This is a genomic window from Demequina sp. B12 (assembly GCF_028823635.1).
Lineage (GTDB): Bacteria > Actinomycetota > Actinomycetes > Actinomycetales > Demequinaceae > Demequina.
In genome coordinates, this window is the sequence record NZ_JAPEHU010000004.1 from 297,781 (window position 1) to 318,560 (window position 20,780).

Below are 20,780 nucleotides of genomic sequence, written 5' to 3' on the forward strand. Positions count from 1 at the left end.
AGGCCAGCCCTCTACGCTCGGTGCGGACGCAGGAAGACCGCACCGAGCGGGGGAACCCGGACTGATGCGGAGTGGTCCCAGTCGCCCACCTTGCGCTGATCGGCGTGTACTTGGCCGAGGTTGCCCACGCCCGAACCGCCGTACAGCGTCGAGTCGGTGTTGAGGACCTCGTCCCAGGCCCCGCCTGATGGCAGTCCTAGCCGGTAGTTCTCGTGTGGCGTGCCTGCGAAGTTGACGACCACGGCGATCGGTTCGCCACGCGAGTCCCACCTGAGGAACGACAGCACGTTGTGCTCGGAGTCGTCTGCGTCGATCCAGGTAAAGCCTTGCGGATCGGAGTCGCGCTCCCACAGGGCAGGCGTCTGAGCGTAGAGCGCGTTCAAGTCACGGACTAGGTCTTTTACTCCGGCGTTGAGTGGGTCTTCAAGGTGCCACCAGTCCAGCGAGCGTCCCTCAGACCATTCGGCTTCTTGGCCGAACTCGCACCCCATGAACAGCAGTTGCTTCCCGGGATGGGCCCACTGGTATGCAAGCAGGGCGCGTACGCCTGCGATCTTCTTCCAATGATCGCCAGGCATGCGCTGGTACAGCGACCCTTTGCCGTGGACGACCTCGTCGTGTGACAAGGGCAGCATGAACTGCTCTGAGAACGCGTACATGAGGGAGAACGTCGCAGTGTGGTGGTGGTAGGACCGGTTCACCGGTTCTTCTTTGAGATACCGCAGGGTGTCGTTCATCCAGCCCATGTTCCACTTCAGGCCAAAGCCCAGTCCGCCGCCGGAGGTGGGTGCGGTGACGCCTGGCCACGCGGTCGACTCCTCGGCAATCATCACGATGCCAGGGTTGGTGCGGTAGGCGGTGGCGTTGGCTTCCTGAAGGAATGCGATGGCGTCAAGGTTTTCACGGCCGCCGTGGACGTTGGGGCGCCACTGGCCCGCTTGGCGGGAGTAGTCCAGGTACAGCATGGAGGCGACGGCGTCGACCCGGAGTCCGTCAGCGTGGAACTCCTGGAGCCAGTACACCGCGTTGGCGACCAGGAAGTTGCGGACTTCTGGCCGGCCGAAGTCGAAGATGTAGGTGCCCCAGTCAGGTTGCTCGCCACGCAGCGGGTCTGGGTGTTCATACAGGGGGGTGCCGTCGAAACGTCCCAACGCCCATTCGTCTTTGGGGAAGTGTCCCGGAACCCAGTCGAAAAGGACGCCGATCCCGGCTTGGTGCAGTGTGTCGATCAGGTGTCGTAGTTCGTCGGGGGAGCCAAAACGTGACGTGGGTGCGTAGTACGACGTCACTTGGTAGCCCCAGGATCCGCCGAAGGGGTGCTCCATGACGGGCATGAACTCCACGTGGGTGAAGTTCAGTTCGCGGCAGTAGTTCACGAGTTCGGTGGCGAGGTCTCGATAGCTCAGGCCTTGTTTCCAGGAGCCTAGGTGGACTTCGTAGACACTCATGGGGGCACGGTGGGGTTCTGCCTGTCCGCGCCGGGTCATCCATTCTTCGTCGCCCCAGTGGTAGTCCGATGCGGTGACGATGGAGGCGGTTTGCGGTGGCACTTCGGTGCGGCGTGCCATGGGGTCTGCCTTTTGGCGCCAGGTGCCGTCCTTGCCGAGGATCTCGTACTTGTAGTGGGTGCCATCGCCGATGCCGGGGATGAACAGTTCCCACACGCCTGACGCGCCGAGTGAACGCATGGCGTGTGAGGGGCCTTGCCAGTGGTTGAAGTCGCCGACGACGCGGACGGCGCGTGCGTTCGGCGCCCATACGGCGAAGGTGGTGCCGTGGACGTCGCCGAGCACGGAGGGGTAGGTGCGGACGTTGGCTCCTAGGACGCTCCACAGACGTTCGTGGCGCCCTTCACGGATGAGATGCAGGTCGAGTTCGCCGAGTGCGGGAAGGAAGCGGTAGGGGTCGTCTTGGACGGACGCGTCGCCGTCGTAGGCAACGTGGACTCGGTAGTCGGGCGCTTCTGTACCGGGAACATCGGCTCGCCAAATGCCGTCCTGTTCGTGTTCCGCGTCGAAGGTGCCGTCGAGCGTTTCGATCTTCACGCTGGTGGCGAGGGGACGCAGCACACGAATGGTGTGTCCGGAGTCGCCGGCGTGCGGGCCGAGTACGGCGTGTGGTTCGTGGTGAGTTCCTGCTGCAATTTCAGCGAGGACTCCCGGGTCAAAGTCTCTAGCAGCCATGCGTCACCGCCTGTGATTGTGGGAGTACGGGGCTTCCGGTGTGCGTCACGGGATCCTCACCGCCGCAACGTGGGCCATGCATTCTGTGGGGTCGAACTTGACGTAGAACTCGCGGCTCCAGGTGAAGGTTTCGCCGGTGATGGCATCGTCGACGATGATGTGCGCGTCGTCGCTGAGCCCGAGTGCTTCCATGTCGAGGCGCACGATCGCGTCGTGGGTCTCGTGTGCGGCAAAGCTGACGGCAACGATGACCGTGTCGGCTTTGCCGTTGGGGGACTCGTGGGGTGGCACATGGCGGGAGAACACCAGGATTTCGGGGTTGGAGCTGGTGTGGATGGTGAGTCCGCGCAGGCGGCGCAAGGCCACGTGCTGGTGGCGAGCTTTGTTGACCTTGGTGATGATGTCCTTGACGCCGAGTGCTTCGGCTTTGGACCAGTCGCGGTTCTTGAACTCGTATTTCTCGTTGTCGATCTGTTCTTCCACTCCAGGGCGGGGGACATTCTCGACGAGTTCGTAGCCGGTGTAGATGCCGTACGACGGTGAGCCTGTCCCGGCAAGGACGGCGCGTGCCTGGTACAGAGGCGCGCCGCCTGCTTGCATGTCTGGGGTGAGGATGTCGTGGGTGGTGGGCCAGAAGTTGGGCCGCATGTAGAAACTTGATTCGCCGGACACTTCTTCGAGGTACTCGGCCATTTCCTCAGCGGTGGGACGCCAGGTGAAGTACGAGTACGACTGGTGGAAGCCGATGCGCGCGAGGGTGTGCATCATGGCGGGCCTGGTGAAGGCTTCCGACAGGAAGATGACGTCGGGGTGGGTGCGCGCGATGTCGGCGAGCAGTCGTTCCCAGAATGTCAGCGGCTTAGTGTGGGGGTTGTCCACGCGGAACAGGGTGACTCCGGCGTCGATCCATACCTGCAGCATGTCGCGGATGGCGTGGTAGATGCCTTCGGGGTCGTTGTCGAAGTTGAGGGGATAAATATCCTGGTACTTCTTGGGGGGATTCTCTGCGTAGGCGATGGTGCCGTCAAGACGCTGGGTAAACCACTCGGGGTGCTCTGTGACCCAGGGGTGGTCGGGGGAGCACTGCAATGCGAGGTCAAGCGCGACTTCAAGGCCGAGTTCGCGGGCTTTCGATACGAACGCTGTGAACTGGCGCATTGTCCCCAACTCGGGGTGCAGGGCGTCGTGTCCGCCTTCAGCCGCACCGATTGCGTAGGGGCTGCCCGGATCGGTGGGCTCTGCTTTGAGGGAGTTGTTGCGGCCTTTGCGGTGGGTGAGGCCGATGGGGTGGATGGGTGTCAGGTATACGACGTCGAAGCCCATGTCCGCGATGGCTGGTAGGCGTTTCGCGGCGGTCGTGAAGGTTCCTGACTTCCATTCGCCGGTGCGCGGATTCAACCGGGCCCCTTCGGAGCGGGGGAAGATCTCGTACCAGGCACTGACGAGGGCTTTTTCCCGCTGTACGAGGAGTGGGTACTCGCGTGAGGGGCTGACCCACTCGCGGAGGGGGCGTTCGGTGAGCTCCTCGCGCACGTCGTCGGCGATCGCGGGCGCTAGCCGCCGTTCCGGAGACCACTTGCTGTTGCCGAGCGCGTCAATTGCGGCGGTGAGGAGATCTTTGCGGGCGGCCTTGCGCCGTACGGTGGTGAGGGCCCGGGTGAGGACTTCGATGCCTTCGTCCAACATGAGCTGGACATCGACGCCAGCGGCAACTTTGAGCTCAGCGGCGTGGGCCCAGGTGGCGTAAGGATCTGACCAGGCTTCGACACGGAACGTGTGCATGCCCTCAAGGTGAGGGATGTACACGGTTTCGTAGAGTGCGTTGCCGAAGTCTTTGAGGGGCATCGGGACGATGTCGCGCTTGCCGTCAGGACGCGTGACGACCACGGTCGCGCCTTCTGAGTCGTGGCCCTCGCGGAAGATGGTGGCCCAGATGGGCACCGCTTCGCCGACGATGGCGCGCGCCGCCCATCGTCCTTCTTCGAGGGAGGGGCCCACGCCCACCACTGGAATGCGTCCAACCGACAGTTCACCTGGGAAGGCCATAGGTCGAACCTACAGGGGATATTGGTGCGAGCGCACCACCGTGCACGGCGCGTGGGGCGGTCAGGCGCTCGCGCGTACGACGAGTGATGCAGGCAGTGTCACGGAGGGGGGACGCTTGCCGCTGATGACGGTGAGGACCAGGTCCACCATTGACTCAGAGATTTCGTCAAAGGGCTGGTGCATGGTGGTCAGTGGGGGCTCCATGGTGGCCGCGAGTCCAGAGTCGTCGAACCCGACGACTGCTACGTCTGCCGGCACGGCCTTTCCTGCCCGTTGAAGCGTGGAGATTGCTCCGGCTGCCATGCGGTCAGAGGCCGCAAAGACGGCATCCACGGCGGGGTCGATCTCGAGCAAGCGAGCCATTGCGGCGGCGCCGGAGTCAAAGGAGAAGTCGCCGTCGGCTACGAGCGCCGGGTCGAAGGCGTCGCCGAGCGCATCCTTGTATCCCACGCGGCGGAAGCGTCCGCCGGGGGTGTCTTCGGGTCCGGCGATGTGGGCAATGCGGGTACGGCCGAGGTCACGCAGGTGCTGCGTGGCAACCTTGGCGGATCCGACCTCGTCGATTGAGACCGTGGGGACATCGTCCTGGTGTCCGAGCGGGATGCCGCAGGCCACGGTCGGGACTCCTGTCTCGAGCAGCGTGTCGAGCAGGGGGTCTTCTTCGTGGGAGGAGATCAGGAGGACGCCGTCGACGTGGCCCGCTCCTACGAACTGCGCAACGTTGGCGCGTTCTTCGGGGCTGCCGGCGACGAGGAGAACAAGTGTCTTGGACCTCTTGGCGAGTGCTTCTGCAGCGCCTCGGAGCAGGATTGCGAAGGTGGGATCCGCGAACAGTAAGTGTTGTGGCTCGGTGAGCAGGAAGGCTACGGAGTCTGTGCGTCCGGTCGCGAGTGAGCGGGCGTGGTGGTTGGCGTGATAGCCGGTTGCCTCGATGGCTTCTTCTACCTTGACGCGGGCGTCGGGGGAGACCCAGTGCCCACCGTTGAGGACTCGAGAAACGGTGCCGCGGGACACTCCGGCGGCCGCCGCGACGTCGCGGATGGTCGGCTTGCGTTTGGGAGTGCTCACGATGCTGACTTTAGCGGGAGTGCTGGCGGGTCTTGCCATGGCGTCCGTGTGGAGTGGCGGTGGTGGTGCGTTGTGAGCGTTGCCGTGGCGTTGAAGTTCACACGGTAGAGAATGTTGCAGGAGTCACGATTCGGTCACATCGGCTCTCCCCGTTTGCGCAGATCCCCCCTCGTGTCGCACTATGTAAACGCTTGCAGAAAACGTTTGCAATGTCGACGGGAGGTGGCCGGGATGTTTCATTACGGTTTCGTCACGATCGCGCCCTCGCGTTGAAAGCAGTCGTCGGCCCGGGTCACACTGGGACCGGTCACAGTCGTGACGCACAGCCGTAGATCACGGCCGTGACGGAGCGGCGCAAGCACCTGGCTCCACCCGGAGCCCAGACCCAACGGAGAGTCATGACGTCGAAGAACTGGCCCGCACTCGAGGGGATCGCCTACGGAGGCGACTACAACCCCGAGCAGTGGCCGCGCGAAGTGTGGGATCAGGACGTTGCCCTCATGCGCGCCGCTGGCGTCAACTTTGTGTCCGTCGGCATCTTCTCGTGGGCAATGCTCGAGCCCAAGGAGGGTCTCTTCGACTTCACGTGGATGGACGACCTGCTCGACCTTCTCCACGCCAACGGCATCGCCGTTGACCTTGGAACCCCGTCAGTGTCGCCGCCCGCCTGGTTCTTCCACGCCTACCCTGAAGCGCGCGTCACCTTGAAGGATGGCACCGTCATGGGCTTCGGCTCACGGGGCATGGCATCGCACGCGTCTCCCGAGTACCGCGAAGCGATCGCCCGTATGGCCACCGCGCTCGCCGATCGCTACGGCAACCACCCCGCAGTCGTGTTGTGGCACGTCCACAACGAGTACGGCGTGCCCGTCGCGGAAGACTTCGGCCCGCGCTCCGTCGCCGCATGGCAGCGGTGGCTGCAGCGCAAGTACGAGACCCTCGACGCACTCAACGGCGCTTGGGGTACGGCCTTCTGGGGGCAGCGCTACCTCGACTGGGATCACGTCGTTGCCCCCGCTGCGACCCCCACCATCGCCAACCCAGCTATGAAACTGGACTGGGCACGTTTCACTGACGACCAACTACGCGAGTGCTTCCGGATCGAGCGCGACATTCTGCACGAACGCACGTCGCAGCCCGTCACCACCAACTTCATGGCTCACCAGTCATGGAACACGGACCTGTGGAAGTGGGCGCAAGAAGTCGACGTCGTGTCCGACGACCACTACCTGTGGTCGCCTGACCCCGACGCGCACGTCGGGCTCGCCCTTTCGGCGGACCTCACCCGCTCCGTGGGTGGTGGCAAGCCGTGGATCCTGATGGAGCACTCCACCTCTGCCGTCAACTGGCAGGGGCACAACATCGCCAAGCGTCCCGGCGAGATGCGCCGCAATGCCCTCACTCACCTGGGCCGCGGTGCAGACGGCATCGCGTTCTTCCAATGGCGAGCCTCCCGCTCCGGCGCGGAGAAGTTCCACTCCGCGATGGTGCCCCACGCAGGGCAGAACTCCCGCATCTTCCGGGAAGTCACCCAACTGGGACAGCACCTCAAGGACGTGGCCGAGATTCAAGGCGCAACCACCAAGGCCGATGTTGCGGTGCTGTACGACTGGGAGTCGCTGTGGGCTCACGACTTGGAATGGCGTCCCTCCGACGACATGCAGTTCCGGGAGCGGATGCGGGCCTACTACGAACGTCTCTGGCGTGATGGCGTCCAGGTGGACTTCGCGCACCCCGAGGCGGATCTGTCGCAGTACCGACTCGTGGTGGCGCCCACCTCGTACTTGCTCACCGCATCGGCCGGTCGCAATCTCACGCAGTTTGTGCAGAACGGCGGAACCCTGGTGGTCGGAGCTTTCTCCGGGATCGTCAACGAGTTCGACGCCGTCCACGAAGGTGGCTTCGGAGCGCCGCTGAAGGAAGCGCTCGGCCTCACCATCGAGGAGTTCCTCCCGCTACGGTCTGGTGAAACCTGCGCTGTGCACTACGGTGCCGAGGCGCTGCCGTCCGATGCTTGGGCCGAAGACCTCGCGTTGGCGGGGGCCGAGGTGCGCGGCACCTTCGACGGCGGCCCTGGCGACGGACTGCCTGCCATCACTCGTCACTCCCTTGGCGACGGTCAGGCCTGGTACGTCGGCACTCGCCTAGGCGTGACAGCGCTGGCGCCCGTCCTCGCCGACGTGTACGCGGACGCGGGCATCACGCTCCTGGACCGCCCCGAGACCCTCGAAATCATGACTCGCCACGGCGAGACCTACGACTTCGTCGTGGTGTGCAACCACGCCAACGACGATGCACACCTGTCGATCACCGGAACCGACTTGCTCTCCGGAACCGAGATCGATGGCCAGCTCACCCTTGCCGGTGGCGACGTCGCAGTCGTGCGCACGGCTAAGGAAGAGCGGGGAGGTGGTCGCTGATCAGATCAGCTTTCACGGCAGGTGGACACACCTCCCGACGACCACATTGACCAACCGCACACCCGGGCATCCGCCCCACACCACAAAAACGTCAAGGCGTCGACATCCTTCCTCACCGACGAGGAACGGCGACTTGAACACTGAAAGGAAACACCATGCGTAAGCAGATCGGAATGGGGGCAGCAGTCGTCGCGACCGCAGCCCTGCTTGCAGCCTGCAGCTCCGACCCGGAGCCCGCAGAGACCACTGACTCGAGCGCCGAGCCCACGACTGAAGAGTCGACCGGTGCCATCGATGCCTCGGGTCAGACCCTGACCATCTGGACCGATGCCGAGCGCCAGGACGCCATTCAGACTGTCGCCGACACCTTTGAGGCAGAGACCGGCGCCACCGTCGAGATCGTCCAGAAGAACTTCGAAGACCTGCGCAACGACTTCATCGCTCAGGTTCCCACCGGCGAAGGCCCCGACATTACCGTTGGTGCGCACGACTGGCTGGGTGCCCTCGTGGAGGCCGGCGTCGTCAACACTGTTGACCTTGCAGGTGTGGAGGACGACTTCGAAGAGGTCGCTGTGGACGCCTTCACCTATGACGGCCAGCTCTACGGTCTGCCCTACGCCACCGAGGCCATCGCTCTGATCCAGAACGCCGACCTGGTGGGCGACACCGCTCCCACCACGTGGGACGAGATGATCGAGATGTCCGTCGAGGCTGGTTTCGAGGACCGCCCCTTCATCCTGTTCACCAACGGAACCTCCGGTGACGGCTACAGCGCATACCCGCTGCAGACGTCGTTCGGCGCTCCCGTGTTCGTTCAGGACGAGTCCGGCTCGTACACCTCTGAGGTAGGAATGGGCGGCGAAGCCGGCGAGGCCTTCGCACAGTTCCTGTACGACAACGGTCAGGCCGGCACCGGATACTTCTCCGATACGATCGACTACGACACCTCGAGCGAATTGTTCGCCTCCGGTGAGTCCCCCTTCATTCTCCAGGGACCGTGGATGCCGTTCTTCGACGCTGGTGACATGAACCTTGTGGTGTCGCCGATGGTGTCCGCAGGTGGCGAGACTGCTGCGCCGTTCGTCGGTGTGCAGGGCTTCTACGTCTCGGCCCAGTCGCAGAACACCTTGCTGGCCAACGACTTCCTCACGAACTACATGGCCACTGAGGACGCCCAGCGTGCACTGTACGAGGCTGACCCCCGTCTGCCCGCGCTGACCGCGCTCGCAGAGGAGTTCTCCTCCGACCCGATCACCGCTGGCTTCGTGGAGTCCGCGTCGCAGGGTGTGCCCATGCCGTCGATCCCCGAAATGGGCAACGTGTGGGACCTGTGGAACGCCGCTGAAATCCAGCTGATCACCGGAACGTCGGACGACCCCGCCGGCACCTGGTCCGCCATGGTCGAGGAACTCGAAGCCTCGATCGGTTAATGTCGGAAGTGAGGCGGGTCTGTCCGCAGGCCCGCCTCACTCTCCCCACCGGGAGCACTCGTTCCTGGGTTTGCCAACGACGACACTCAGCAGGAGAGATTCATGGCCAACAATGACGCGGTCACTGTGAAGGAGCCTCAGGCCCCGCAGGAGTCGCATGCCCGCCGCTGGCGCGGTTTGGGGTGGGGATTCATTGCCAAGCTGCTCATGATGGCGTTGGTCAACGCCTTGGGCTTGGCCATCATCTTCTCTGCTGTCAATGCGGAGGCGTGGGCGATTCTCGCCGCCTCTGCCGCATTGTTGATCGCCGCGAACATCATTTACTTCTCCAAGCGCACGCTGCCGCTGAAGTACCTGTTCCCTGGCTTGATCTTCCTTGCGATCTTTCAACTTTTTACGCTCGCCTACACGGGCTATGTAGCGTTCACCAACTACGGCACGGGACACGCCGGTTCGCAGCAACAGGCGGTTGAAGCCACGCTGATCCAGAACGAGCGTCGCGCCGACGACTCGCCCACATACCCGTTGGCGATCGTGCGTGATGGCGACACTCTCGGATTCGCGGTGACCGACGACGACGGCTTCGTCCTGGTCGGTACTGAAGAAGCAGAACTGAGCGCCGTCGACGGCGCTGTGATCGATGACCGCCAGGTGCCCACGGAGGTCCCCGGCTGGACCGTCGTGACACGTGCGGAGCTGTTCGCGGACGCAAACCTCCAAAACGAGGTCATCGACTTGCGGGTAGCAGTGTCGGACGATGCTGAGGATGGCTCGCTCCGTACGCGCGACGGCTCAACGGCCGCGATCTATCAGTCGTCTATGGATTGGGATGACGAGGCGCAAACCTTCACCGACAAGGAAACCGGCACGGTCTACTACGCAGACCAAGAGGTCGGTAACTTCGTAGCGGAGGACGGTAGTCGCCTTCCGACCGGGTGGTACGTGACGGTCGGCTTTGACAACTTTGTTCGCGCCGTGACCGACCAGAACCTCGCGGGCCCGTTGCTGAAGGTCACTGCCTGGACGTTCGCCTTCGCCATCTTGACCGTGCTGACCAGCTTCGGTTTGGGTCTGCTGTTCGCGTTGATCTACAACGATCCGCGTATCCGTGGACGCAAGTGGATGCGCACCGTGTTCATCTTGCCGTACGCCTTCCCTGCGTTCATGTCCGCATTGTTGTGGCGCGGAATGCTGAACCGTGAGTTCGGCATCATCAATGACTGGTTCTTCTTTGGTGCGGACATCAACTGGCTTGGTGATCCTTGGTTGGCGAAGTTCGCGATTCTGTGGGTGAACCTGTGGCTCAGTTATCCGTACTGGTTCCTGGTGTGCACGGGTGCCCTGCAGGCACTGCCGAGCGAAACCATGGAGGCCTCGAAGATTGATGGTGCCGGTCGTTGGCGCCAGTTCCGGTCGATCACGCTGCCGTTGCTGCTGGTATCGACAGCTCCGCTCGCGATCTCCTCGTTCGCGTTCAATTTCAACAACTTCACGATTATCTACATGCTGACGGAGGGCGGACCGCCGTTCGCCGGAACATCTGGGTTGGGGTCCACGGACATCTTGATTTCCGCGATCTACAACATCTCTGGCGTGTCGGGCGGCTCTGCTGACTACGGCTTGGCTTCCGCGCTGTCGATCATCGTGTTCATCTTTGTCGGAATCATCTCTGCGATCGCATTCCGTCAGACTCGCAAGCTTGAGGAGATCTAGTCATGGCTGACGCGACTGCCACTCAGGTTTCTACTCGCCGCAATCCCACGCGCCGTTCGCGCTGGTGGGGTGAGGTGGGGTGGAAGTATCCCGTTGCTGCGCTGATCATCTTCTATGCAGCGTTCCCGCTCGTCTACGTGCTGTCGGCGTCGTTGTCGTCGTCTGGTTCACTGTCGAGTACGTCGTCATTGTTCTCTGACATGTCGCTGAGCAACTATGCGGCGTTGAGCGACACGTCGTACTGGACGTGGGTGGGCAACACCCTGATCGTGGGCGTGGCTTCCGCGGTGGGCGCTGTCTTCATGGGTGCGTGTGCTGCCTATGCCTTTTCGCGCTACCGCTTTAAGGGTCGTCGCGGTGGCTTGACCACGCTGTTGATTGTGCAGATGTTCCCGCAGACGGTGGCGTTTGTCTCCGTGTTCTTGCTGCTCACGGCGCTGGGCAATGTGGTTCCGGCTTTGGGCATTAACTCCAAGATCGCCCTGATCTGCGTGTACTTGGGTGGTGCTCTGGGCGCGAACACGTTCTTGATGTACGGCTTCTTCAACACCATTCCGAAGGACATCGACGAGTCGGCGAAGGTCGATGGTGCCACGCACGCGCAGATCTTCTGGAAGCTGATCATGCCGCTGGTGACGCCGATTCTGGCGGTGGTGGGTTTGTTGGCCTTCATCTCCGCTTTCGGCGACTTCATTTTGGCGAAGATCGTGCTGGTGTCTGAGGATCAGTGGACGCTTGCTGTGGGTATGTATCAGTGGGTGTCGAACCAGTTGAGTGCGAACTGGGGTCTGTTCGCCGCGGGCTCGGTGATTGCCTCGATTCCGGTGCTGATCATCTTCTTGTCGTTGCAGAAGTACATCGTGGGTGGTCTGACCGCGGGCTCGGTGAAGGGCTAGCGGTCAGGCCGCTTGCGGCCATCTCTTTCCGTCACAGCAATGTGACGGTCGCGCTGGGAGCGGTCACAGTATGCGTGACCGTGCCCGCGCATCACTCCCATCAGTAGTGCTAGATCGACGATGATCGAAAGGAACAACGCGATGGTTTTGCGTTCACAACTGGGAGCGGTCACAGCAGTGACAGCGACCACTGCTCTTGCGATAGGCGGCCTCTCCACGGCCGCGATCGCCGCGGATGACTCGCCCGTTGACGCGGGCATCACCGTGCCCAAGGTTGAGGGAATGGGGGAGAACTGGATCAACGGCGTTGACGTCTCCTCCGTCCTCTCGCTCGAGGAGTCCGGGGTCGTGTTCCGCGATGACTCCGGAGCAGAAGCGGACCTCTTTGACGTCCTTGCCGACCACGGCGTGAACTGGGTGCGTGTACGCGTATGGAATGAGCCCTACTCCTACGAAGACCTCGCTACCGACGACCTGTACGACACGGATTGCACCTACACGGATGCCGTCGATCAGCTCGAGTTCTGCGGTTACGGAGCAGGAAACGTGGACGCGACGCGTGCGACAGAGATCGCCCAGCGCGCCACCGACGCAGGGCTGCGCGTCCTGGTGAACTTCCACTACTCGGACTTCTGGGCACACCCCGGACAGCAGATCCTTCCCAAGGCGTGGGAGGGATACACCACCACGGAGATTGCCGCCGCCGTGGGTGACTACACCGCTGACACCCTGACTCTCATGAAGGATGCCGGTGTCGACGTAGGCATGGTGCAGGTGGGCAACGAAACCACCGGCGGGCAAATCGCTGGCACCAGTGACTGGGACAACACCGCGCAGATCTTCTCGGCCGGTTCGGCCGCGGTCCGCGACGTGTTCCCCGACGCGCAGGTTGCCGTGCACTTCACCAACCCAGAACGGGCCGGACAGTACGCCTCCGTCGCCGCCGCGCTGGACAACTATGGCGTGGACTACGACGTGTTCCTGTCGTCGTACTACCCGTACTGGCATGGATCGCTTGAGAACCTCACCTCGGTGCTCGACCACGTCGCCACCACCTACGACAAGGATGTCGCGGTCGCAGAAGTGTCCTGGGCTCACACCCTCGACGACGGCGACGGCCACGAGAACGTCATCAAGGATCACTACTCGCAGTACTCCACATCGGTCCAAGGCCAAGCCCTAGCCGTGCGTGACGTCATGCAGGCCGTGGCAAACGTCTCCGGCGGCCGTGGCATCGGCACCTTCTATTGGGAGCCGGCGTGGCTACCTGTGGGTGAGGCTGCAGACGTGAACAGCAACAGTGAGCTCTGGGAGCGCTACGGTGCAGGCTGGGCATCCTCCTACTCCTACGAGTACATCCAGGACAAGTGGTGGGGTGGAAGCGCATGGGAGAACCAGGCGATGTTCGACTTCGACGGCACGCCCCTGGAGTCGCTGCGGGTCTACGAGTACGCAGTCACCGGTTCCGTCGCGCCCCGAGAGGTCGACGCCATTGCGCAGCCCGCGATCACGATCACCGAGGGCGACACCCTGACGCTGCCTGCGACCGTCGCGGTCAACTACACCGATGGCACGTCATCTGACGTGGCGGTCACGTGGGCAGGCAATGCTGAGTGGATCACTGGCGCGGGCCAGTACAGCGTGGCCGGTTCAACAGCGGATGGTGACACCGTCGCTACCGTTGAGGTCTTGTCGGCCGATGCTGGTGGCGACAACCTGGCACTCGACCCGGGCTTTGAGCTGGGTGAAGGTGCATGGGTAGCGTCAGGCGCTGGCGGCAACGTCCACAAGGCAGAAAACCCTCGCACCGGTACATACGCCGGTCACTGGTGGTCGGACTCAGAGTTTGAGTTCGCACTCACCCAGGTCATCACCGACGTGCCTGAAGGCACCTACCGCTTGAGCGCGTACATCCAAGGCGCCGACGCTGGCGACAGCGTGGTGACGCTGACAGCCCAGTCGGGTATCTCGACTGTCTCGCAGTCGAGCACGCTGCCAGGTCACCTGAACTGGAAGTCGTTGACCACCGTGCTGCTGAGCGTGTCCGACGGTGACGACGTGACCATCTCGCTGTCCGGACTACTCCCTGGTGGTGCGTGGGGCACCGTGGACGATGTCTCGTTCATGCTGGGTGTGGAGCTCCCAGATGCGGAGACCTCCGCACTCGAAAGCGTCCTCGCACAAGCGCTTGCCCTCGACCGGGACGGATACTCGGCGGCTTCGCTGCTCGTCGTGGATCGAGGAATCCAGCGCGCTCAGATGCTGCTTGACTCGCCCGCACCGTCACAGGAGTCTGTCGACGCCGCCACCGAGCACCTCACCGAAGCCCTTGCCGGGCTCGAGCCAGGCGACGGCACCATCCCCGACCCGACCGTCACACCAGTGACGCTCACCGTGGTGGACGGCGACAGCATCGTCCTGCCTGACACCGTCACCGTGACCGCATACGACGACACCACCACCGTGGAAACCGTGGTGTGGAACGACTCAGCGTCGTGGATCGAAGGACCCGGGACCTACACCGTCACGGGACTTACGGAGAATGGCTGGACCGCGACTGCGACCATCACCGTGACGGAGGCAGCACTCCTGATCAACCCCGGATTCCAGACCGGTGACCTCACCGGCTGGCAGGTCTCCACGGAGAACGCTCCCGAGACCAATGGCGTGGTCGAGAACGAGTGGAGCACTGTCGACAACTACGGCTTCAACGTGTGGGACGCGACGGGCTACACGTACGAGCTCACGCAAGTGCTCGCCACCCTTGCCCCAGGAACCTACGAACTGGGCGCAAGTGCACACGGGTCCGACGAATCACACGACACGACTGCGCTGACGGGACAATTGTTCGCCTCCGCCGGCGACCGCGAGGCCACCGTGGACTACGCGTTCACCGGCTGGGGAAACTGGACCACCCAGGTCGTCACGATTGAGGTACGGGAAAGCGAAACTCTGACCGTGGGCGTGCGGGGAGAAGGAGGCGCCGAGGACTACGCCTGGTACGACGAGTTCACGCTCGTGCGCACCGACACCCCGGTGGCTCCCGACACTGCCGCGTTGGATGCGGCATTGGCGGACGCTGCGGCAGTCGACCGTGACCTGCACACAGCGGAGTCGCTGCGTGCTCTCGACCTCGCAGTCGAGCGTGCGCACGTCGTGATGGGGGCCGATGCTCCCCAGCAGTCGAACGTCGACGCTGCCACGGCGGGTATTCGGGAAGCACTCGCGGCCCTGGAACTCGTTCCGGACACGACCGACCCGACCCCGGAACCCACCACCGACCCCACGGAAGAACCCACCGTTGAGCCCACAGAGGAGCCAACCGTGGAACCTACCGACCCCAGCGAACCGGACGGAACCGACACCCCCGCCATTGACGTGGCAGGCAGCCCCAGCGCCGTCACAGTGGGCGACCAAGTGACGCTGCGTCTGTCCGGTCTTCCTGACGGACGAGTGGAGGTGGGTGTCGCGAGCGTGTTCCAGCGACTCGCTCTGGTCGACATCGTTGACGGATCGGCGATCGTGACGGTCACGATTCCGGCCGATCTTGAGGCAGGCGACCACCACCTGCAGGTGCGCGACCTGGACGGCACGGTACTGGTGGAGTACCCGATCACCGTGGTCGCAGCGGATGATGCTGCATCCACCACAGAAGACGATGCCAGCGGCGAGTTGCCGGCGACGGGTGCGGACCGTGGCCAGCTCGCGGGACTCCTCATGGTGTCTCTGGCGTTGGCGGCTATCGGTAGCGCGCTTGTGACGCGGCGCCGAGTGTCGTAACCCATCAAAGGAACGGGGGCGGGGCGAGATGGTGCGCCCCGCCCCCGTTCCGATGATCGATCAGTGCTGAGGCCGCGACAGGTACAACTGCACGGTCAAGTTCTCTACCACCTGGGTTCCGCCTGGCTCCAGAGTCTCCACGGCCACCCCCACGGGCGACTCCCATGCTGAGTCCCACACCAGTTCCCAAGGTGCGCCGGCATCGGCCGGAATGGTCACCTCGACCGGTTCCCGCGTGCCGTTGATGATGAGCAGTGCATCGGCTGCTTCGGGGTCGGACAGCGAACGCATGAACTGAACCACGCGGGTCGCTGGGTCTTCCCACCACTCTTCAGTTTCCGGTTCGCCGGCCGCCGTGAACCATGCTGAGTCTGCGCGCAGGAGGTCGTCATCGAGACGCGGATCGTGGCCTTCGTAGAACTCGTGGGGACGCAGGACGCGGTTCTCTCGGCGCAGTGCGATGAGGTGCTGCACAGTCGAGCGCAGGTCCGCCTGCCAGGGATGGAACGCCCAATCGAGCCAAGAGATGTCGTTGTCTTGGCAGTAGGCGTTGTTGTTGCCTTGTTGCGTGTTGCCGAACTCATCGCCGGCCAGCAGCATCGGTGTGCCCGCACTGAGCAGGAGCGAGCCCAGCAGGTTGCGCATGGAGCGGCGCCGGAAGGCATTGATTTCGACCTCGTCGGTCTCACCCTCGTAGCCGTGATTCCACGACCGGTTGTTGTCCGTGCCGTCACGGTTGTCCTCACCGTTGGCCTCATTGTGCTTCGAGTTGTACGCGGTGAGGTCCGCCATCGTGAAGCCGTCGTGGCAGGTAATGAAGTTGATCGACGCCATGGGGCCGCGCATGAGCGGCGGGTCGGTGTGGCCAAACAAGTCGGTGGACCCGGCCAGGCGCGTCGCAAGCTCGGGTGCCGTGGGGTGGTTGCGTCCTCCCCGGGCGGTGTCGCGAAGCCAGAAGGAGCGCATCTTGTCGCGGAACCGGTCGTTCCATTCGGCCATGGGTGCCGGGAAGTTGCCCACCTGCCACCCACCCATACCCGTGTCCCAGGGCTCTGCGATGAGTTTGGTGCCGCCAATGAGCGGGTCCATGGTGATGCCGACCAGGAACGGGTGCCGGGTGGAGAAACCGTGGCTGGTGCGTCCCAGCGTCGCGGCCAGGTCGAAGCGGAATCCATCCACGCCCACTTCCTCGGTCCAGTAGCGCAGGCTATCCATCGCCATCTGCACTACGCGAGGGTGGGCAAAGTCCAGGGTGTTGCCGGTTCCCGTGGTGTCGTCGTAGTGGCCGGGGGAGTTGGGCTGGCTGCGATAGTAGGCGGCGTTGTCGAGCCCGCGCCAGGACAGCACGCGGTCCCCCCAGCCCGCTTCCGCAGTGTGGTTGTAGACCACGTCCAGGATGACTTCGAGTCCTGCCTGGTGGAGCAGGTCAACCATGCCCACGAACTCGTCGAGCACGCCTTGCGCTCCCTTGGCGCGGGCGTCTGCGGTGGCGTAGGGCGCATGCGGGGCAAAGAAGCCCATGGTGGAGTAGCCCCAGTAGTTGCTCAGGCCCGCGTGATCCAGGTGCGGCTCTGAGGCGAAGGCGTGCACAGGCAGGAGTTCAACAGTGGTGACGCCCAGGCTGGTGAGGTACTCGATGGATGCCGGGTGCGCGAGTCCCGCATACGTGCCCCGAAGGTGCTCGGGCACGTCCATCATCTGCTGAGTAAAGCCCTTGACGTGGAGTTCGTACACGACCGTGTCTTCCCAGGGGACCCGGGGGTGTGGCGTCTGCCAGGAACCTCCAGGTTCCGCGGTGAGGACGGAGCGCGGCATCAGGGGAGCGGTGTCGGACTCGTCCTTATTGGACAGCAGCGTCGAGGCGTTCGCGTGCGTCATGGGGACCAGCGAGCCTTCGATGCCGCGGCCGTAGGGGTCAAGGAGCAGCTTGTTCGGGTTGTACCGGTGGCCCTTCTTGGGGGCCCAGGGGCCATCGGCACGGAAACCGTAGTGTTGCCCTTCGAACATTCCGGGCACGTACGCATGCCAGATGCCTGCGGTAGGTCCGTGCAAGGGGACGCGGGTCTCGCGTCCCTCGTTGTCGAACAGGCACAGGTCCACACCGGTGGCATGCCCGGCGTAGATACCTACGACTGCACCGCCATCCACGAGGTGGACACCCAGGCGGTGAGGGGTGGGGGACGGGGTCACGCCATCAACACTCATAGGTTCATTGTGCCTGGAGACGTTCCCAGGTGGGTGAGCGCGTGTGTCCGCGGGTGCCGTGCCGTCCCTGACACCCCGCGGACCAGGAATGCGGCGCGTCAGGCCGGACACGCCGGTAGCGGCCGTCTGGCTGTGTCAGGGACGGCACACGGTGCCGCTACCGGTCCTTGAGCGCGGTGAGCAGGGTTCCGGTGGGGCGCAGGCCCAGCACGATCACCAGCAGGGAGGCACCGATGAGCGTCAGCGCTGCGTGGGTGGACACAATGCTGAGGCTGGGTTCGGTTCGCGCGCCCAGGGCCAGTGCGCCCACGATGCCCAGCGACCAGCCGGCAGCGAGCCCCAAGCCAGCCAGCACGGCCCATTCGCTGACCTGCATGATGAGACGTGGTGCCATGCGCATCCCGAAGGTCGAGTAGATCGCTACGTGCGAACGCCGGAACCACTGCACCATGGCCCACATCAGACCCAAGGCGAGCGCGGACGCGGCCCACAGCCAGCGCAGCGGACGGTCTTCATAGGCAGTGGTGTAGTCGACGGTGAACTCGTTCGAGTAAAGACGTCCAGACACGCTCGCGGTGCGGCCGTCGTGGGCGAGCAGGCTGGGCAGAACCGCGGCGACGGCACTGTGGCGCGCGGCGTCCGTGCGGACGTAACACGAGTCAGCTTCTGGCCCCAAGGTGTCGGGGCTGATGAGTGCGCCGTCGTACTCGTCGCCAATGCTCGCAGTGTCTGCGACGCGCGCCGTCAGGATCGTGGACGCTGATCCCGCGGTGTCCGGAGTGGCGCCCCGGATCACGGTGACGGGGTCGCCGTCGGTGACCCCGGTGCGTGTCGAGAAGCCCTCGGTGAGCATGATCACGCCAGCGTTGGTCCCTTCGACCTGGAAGAAGGGCAGGACTCCGGCGGAAGCGGAGTAGATCGACGCACGCCCTCCGGGGAGGTGAGCGAGGGTGCCGCTCGCTTCCGATCGGGTCACAGCGAACGAGCCTTCGACACCGTCGTAGCTGGCGAGCGACTCGCACACTCGTGTGGGAATGGGGTTTTGTTGCCCGTCGATGCTGGCGCCTGTCGCGATGTACACGTGTCCACCGGCGTCAATCCAGGCCTGTTCGGCTTCCATCAGGCGGGTGACCCCGACCGCGTCGGCGATGGCGGGGGCAGCGATCAGCCATGCGGTGGCGATGACGACCATGACGCTGGTCCATCGGCCGTGCCGCGCGGTGGCGGCACCTTCACGCGCGGCTAGGGTGAGTGGCCATACGCGCTTGCGGCGGCGGCCGGTGGTGCCGCCGGAGCCGGTGTCCACGGTATCCGCGGTGTCGCTCTCGCGGTGCGTCGGTGCCGGGCCGCTCATGCGGGTGCCGACTGTCGTTCGTGGATGCGGCCGTCGCGCAGTTCCAAGACCAGGTCGCACCGGGCCGCGACCTCGGGGTCGTGGGTGACGATCACGACGGTGCGCTCTCTGTGGGCGCCGATCATGGCATCGAGCACCGTGGAGGAGGTGGTCGCGTCGAGCTGGCCGGTCGGTTCGTCTGCCAGCACGATGGGCCGGTGGGAGGCAAGCGCGCGTGCGATGGCGACTCGTTGTGCTTCGCCGCCGGACAAGATGCGCGCCGGGTCGTGTTCGCGTCCTGCCAAACCGACTTGTGCCAGGTACTTCAGCGACCGTTCCCGCGCATCGGCCCTACTAGCGCCGTCCGAGTATGCGCCCACTGCAACGTTGTCCAGTGCGGTCCTGTCAGGCAGGAGTGACACGGTCTGCAGTACCCAGGAGGCGGTCGCGGCGAGTGAGTGTTCGCGTCCGTGGCTGTCGAGGGCGTGGATGGTGCCGTGCTGCATGGGCAACAGATGGCCCATCAGTGACAGGAGCGTGGTTTTGCCTGAGCCGGAGGGGCCGATGATTGCTGCCGAGGCGCCGTCGGGGATCTCGAAGTCGACTCCCGCGAGTACTTGGTGGTCGCCGCGCGGGTACGTGTAGGTGACGTCGTGTGCGGTTAGCCGCATGTGGGTGCCTCAAGAACCTCGCGCGGGTTGAGCAGGATGGGCTCGCCAGCCATCGCGGGGTCGACGTCGACGGTGCCGAGTGTGCCGCCGAGCGGTGCGATGGGCACCGGCGTTGAGGTGGCGTCCGGGTAGATGCACGTGGCACCGGAGTCGTCGGTGATGACAGCGGGTGCGGGAATGGATGCGACTTCGACGGGAGCGGCGAGCCGGGTCAGTCCCACGCCTTCTTGGGTGCCTTTGAGGGCGTCTGCGATCGCAGCAACATGGTCGGGGTTGGTGACGCGGCCGCTTCCCGCTTCGTAGGGCACCGAAACTCCCGCGACATCGAGCACAAGGTCACCTTCGGCGGTGAGTGTGGGCGGCTCGGTGACGGCGATCGCGGACAGTGACGCGGTGGTGGCGAACAGTTCGGTTCCGGGGGCGACAGTGTCGCCGAGCGTCACACTGGCGCTCGCGACCTCCGCGGGGGCGGTGCCCAGCCACACCAGTGCAGAGCGCGCCAGAGTGGTGTTGTTCTTGCCGTAGCCGTGTGCTTCGTTGAACTTCTTGATGGCTTGCTCGGTGTACCAGCCTGCGTCACCGTCGGCTTCTCCGTCCAAGTACCCCAAGTCAATGAGGAGCTGTTGAGCCGTTTCGATGTCGGAGCCTTTGCTCTTGCGCGTGACGTCCCTGTACAGCGGAGCCTCGGCAACGTATCCCACCACTTCGGCGGCGTCGACCACCATCACGACCTGTGCGTGGTCCAAGGTGGTGCCGGCCGATGCGTTCATCGCTGTGACGGTGCCGCTGGCTTGGGTGGTGGGGGAGAGCGCGTCTGCATACTCCACTTTGACGCTGACGTTGGTCTCGTGGGACCGCGTTGCTGTCTCGATGGTGCCAGTGAGTGGGGCGGACGCGTGCGCGGACTGGAGGGGAGACTCCGATGCGTTGGCGTAGACCCAGACGCCGCCGGCGACAAGTGGTGCGGCAAGGGCTGCGACCACGACGACGGTCAGAGCGGTCGAGCGAGGACGTGACACAGGGGTTCGCTTTCGT

Annotated in this window: 12 protein-coding genes; 5 read left to right on the forward strand and 7 right to left on the reverse strand. The window is 64.2% G+C overall.

The features are described 5' to 3' along the window. Positions 1-11: 11 nt before the first annotated feature. From glgB to ON058_RS10820, 3 genes are read right to left on the reverse strand one after another with little or no spacing between them, the layout of a single operon-like run. A complete protein-coding gene (gene glgB, locus ON058_RS10810) occupies positions 12-2,183 on the reverse strand; it encodes a 1,4-alpha-glucan branching protein GlgB (protein ID WP_274669051.1) in 2,172 nt (723 codons plus the stop codon). Between the two features lie 45 nt (positions 2,184-2,228). Beyond that, positions 2,229-4,229: an alpha-1,4-glucan--maltose-1-phosphate maltosyltransferase gene (locus ON058_RS10815; protein ID WP_274669052.1), complete on the reverse strand. Its 2,001-nt coding sequence runs from the start codon at positions 4,227-4,229 to the stop codon at positions 2,229-2,231. A 60-nt stretch (positions 4,230-4,289) separates the two neighbouring features. Continuing rightward, on the reverse strand, positions 4,290-5,336 hold the full coding sequence (locus ON058_RS10820) for a LacI family DNA-binding transcriptional regulator (RefSeq protein ID WP_274669053.1): 1,047 nt from the start codon (positions 5,334-5,336) through the stop codon (positions 4,290-4,292). A 359-nt stretch (positions 5,337-5,695) separates the two neighbouring features. Here ON058_RS10820 and ON058_RS10825 point away from each other — a divergent pair, with 359 nt between their 5' ends. The 5 genes from ON058_RS10825 (at position 5,696) to ON058_RS10845 (ending at position 15,536) form a co-directional block, all read left to right on the forward strand. Next, complete coding sequence (locus ON058_RS10825; protein ID WP_274669054.1) at positions 5,696-7,717, forward strand: beta-galactosidase; 2,022 nt, start codon at positions 5,696-5,698, stop codon at positions 7,715-7,717. A 155-nt stretch (positions 7,718-7,872) separates the two neighbouring features. Continuing rightward, complete coding sequence (locus tag ON058_RS10830) at positions 7,873-9,147, forward strand: extracellular solute-binding protein (RefSeq protein WP_274669055.1); 1,275 nt, start codon at positions 7,873-7,875, stop codon at positions 9,145-9,147. A gap of 102 nt (positions 9,148-9,249) precedes the next feature. Next, a complete protein-coding gene (locus ON058_RS10835; protein WP_274669056.1) occupies positions 9,250-10,860 on the forward strand; it encodes an ABC transporter permease subunit in 1,611 nt (536 codons plus the stop codon). Between the two features lie 2 nt (positions 10,861-10,862). Then, positions 10,863-11,756: a sugar ABC transporter permease gene (locus ON058_RS10840; protein WP_274669057.1), complete on the forward strand. Its 894-nt coding sequence runs from the start codon at positions 10,863-10,865 to the stop codon at positions 11,754-11,756. A 141-nt stretch (positions 11,757-11,897) separates the two neighbouring features. Beyond that, on the forward strand, positions 11,898-15,536 hold the full coding sequence (locus ON058_RS10845) for a glycosyl hydrolase 53 family protein (protein ID WP_274669058.1): 3,639 nt from the start codon (positions 11,898-11,900) through the stop codon (positions 15,534-15,536). 60 nt (positions 15,537-15,596) lie between these two features. Here ON058_RS10845 and glgX read toward each other — a convergent pair whose 3' ends face one another. The 4 genes from glgX to ON058_RS10865 all read right to left on the reverse strand — a co-directional run bounded on the left by glgX (position 15,597) and on the right by ON058_RS10865 (position 20,764). Further along, positions 15,597-17,741, reverse strand: a complete 2,145-nt coding sequence (glgX, locus tag ON058_RS10850; protein ID WP_274669059.1) for a glycogen debranching protein GlgX — start codon at positions 17,739-17,741, stop codon at positions 15,597-15,599. 157 nt (positions 17,742-17,898) lie between these two features. Next, on the reverse strand, positions 17,899-19,095 hold the full coding sequence (locus ON058_RS10855) for a hypothetical protein (protein ID WP_274669060.1): 1,197 nt from the start codon (positions 19,093-19,095) through the stop codon (positions 17,899-17,901). After that, positions 19,092-19,745: an ABC transporter ATP-binding protein gene (locus ON058_RS10860; RefSeq protein ID WP_274669061.1), complete on the reverse strand. Its 654-nt coding sequence runs from the start codon at positions 19,743-19,745 to the stop codon at positions 19,092-19,094. Before ON058_RS10860 ends, ON058_RS10855 begins: the two co-directional genes overlap by 4 nt. After that, positions 19,736-20,764: a peptidoglycan-binding protein gene (locus tag ON058_RS10865; protein WP_274669062.1), complete on the reverse strand. Its 1,029-nt coding sequence runs from the start codon at positions 20,762-20,764 to the stop codon at positions 19,736-19,738. Before ON058_RS10865 ends, ON058_RS10860 begins: the two co-directional genes overlap by 10 nt. Positions 20,765-20,780 lie beyond the last annotated feature (16 nt).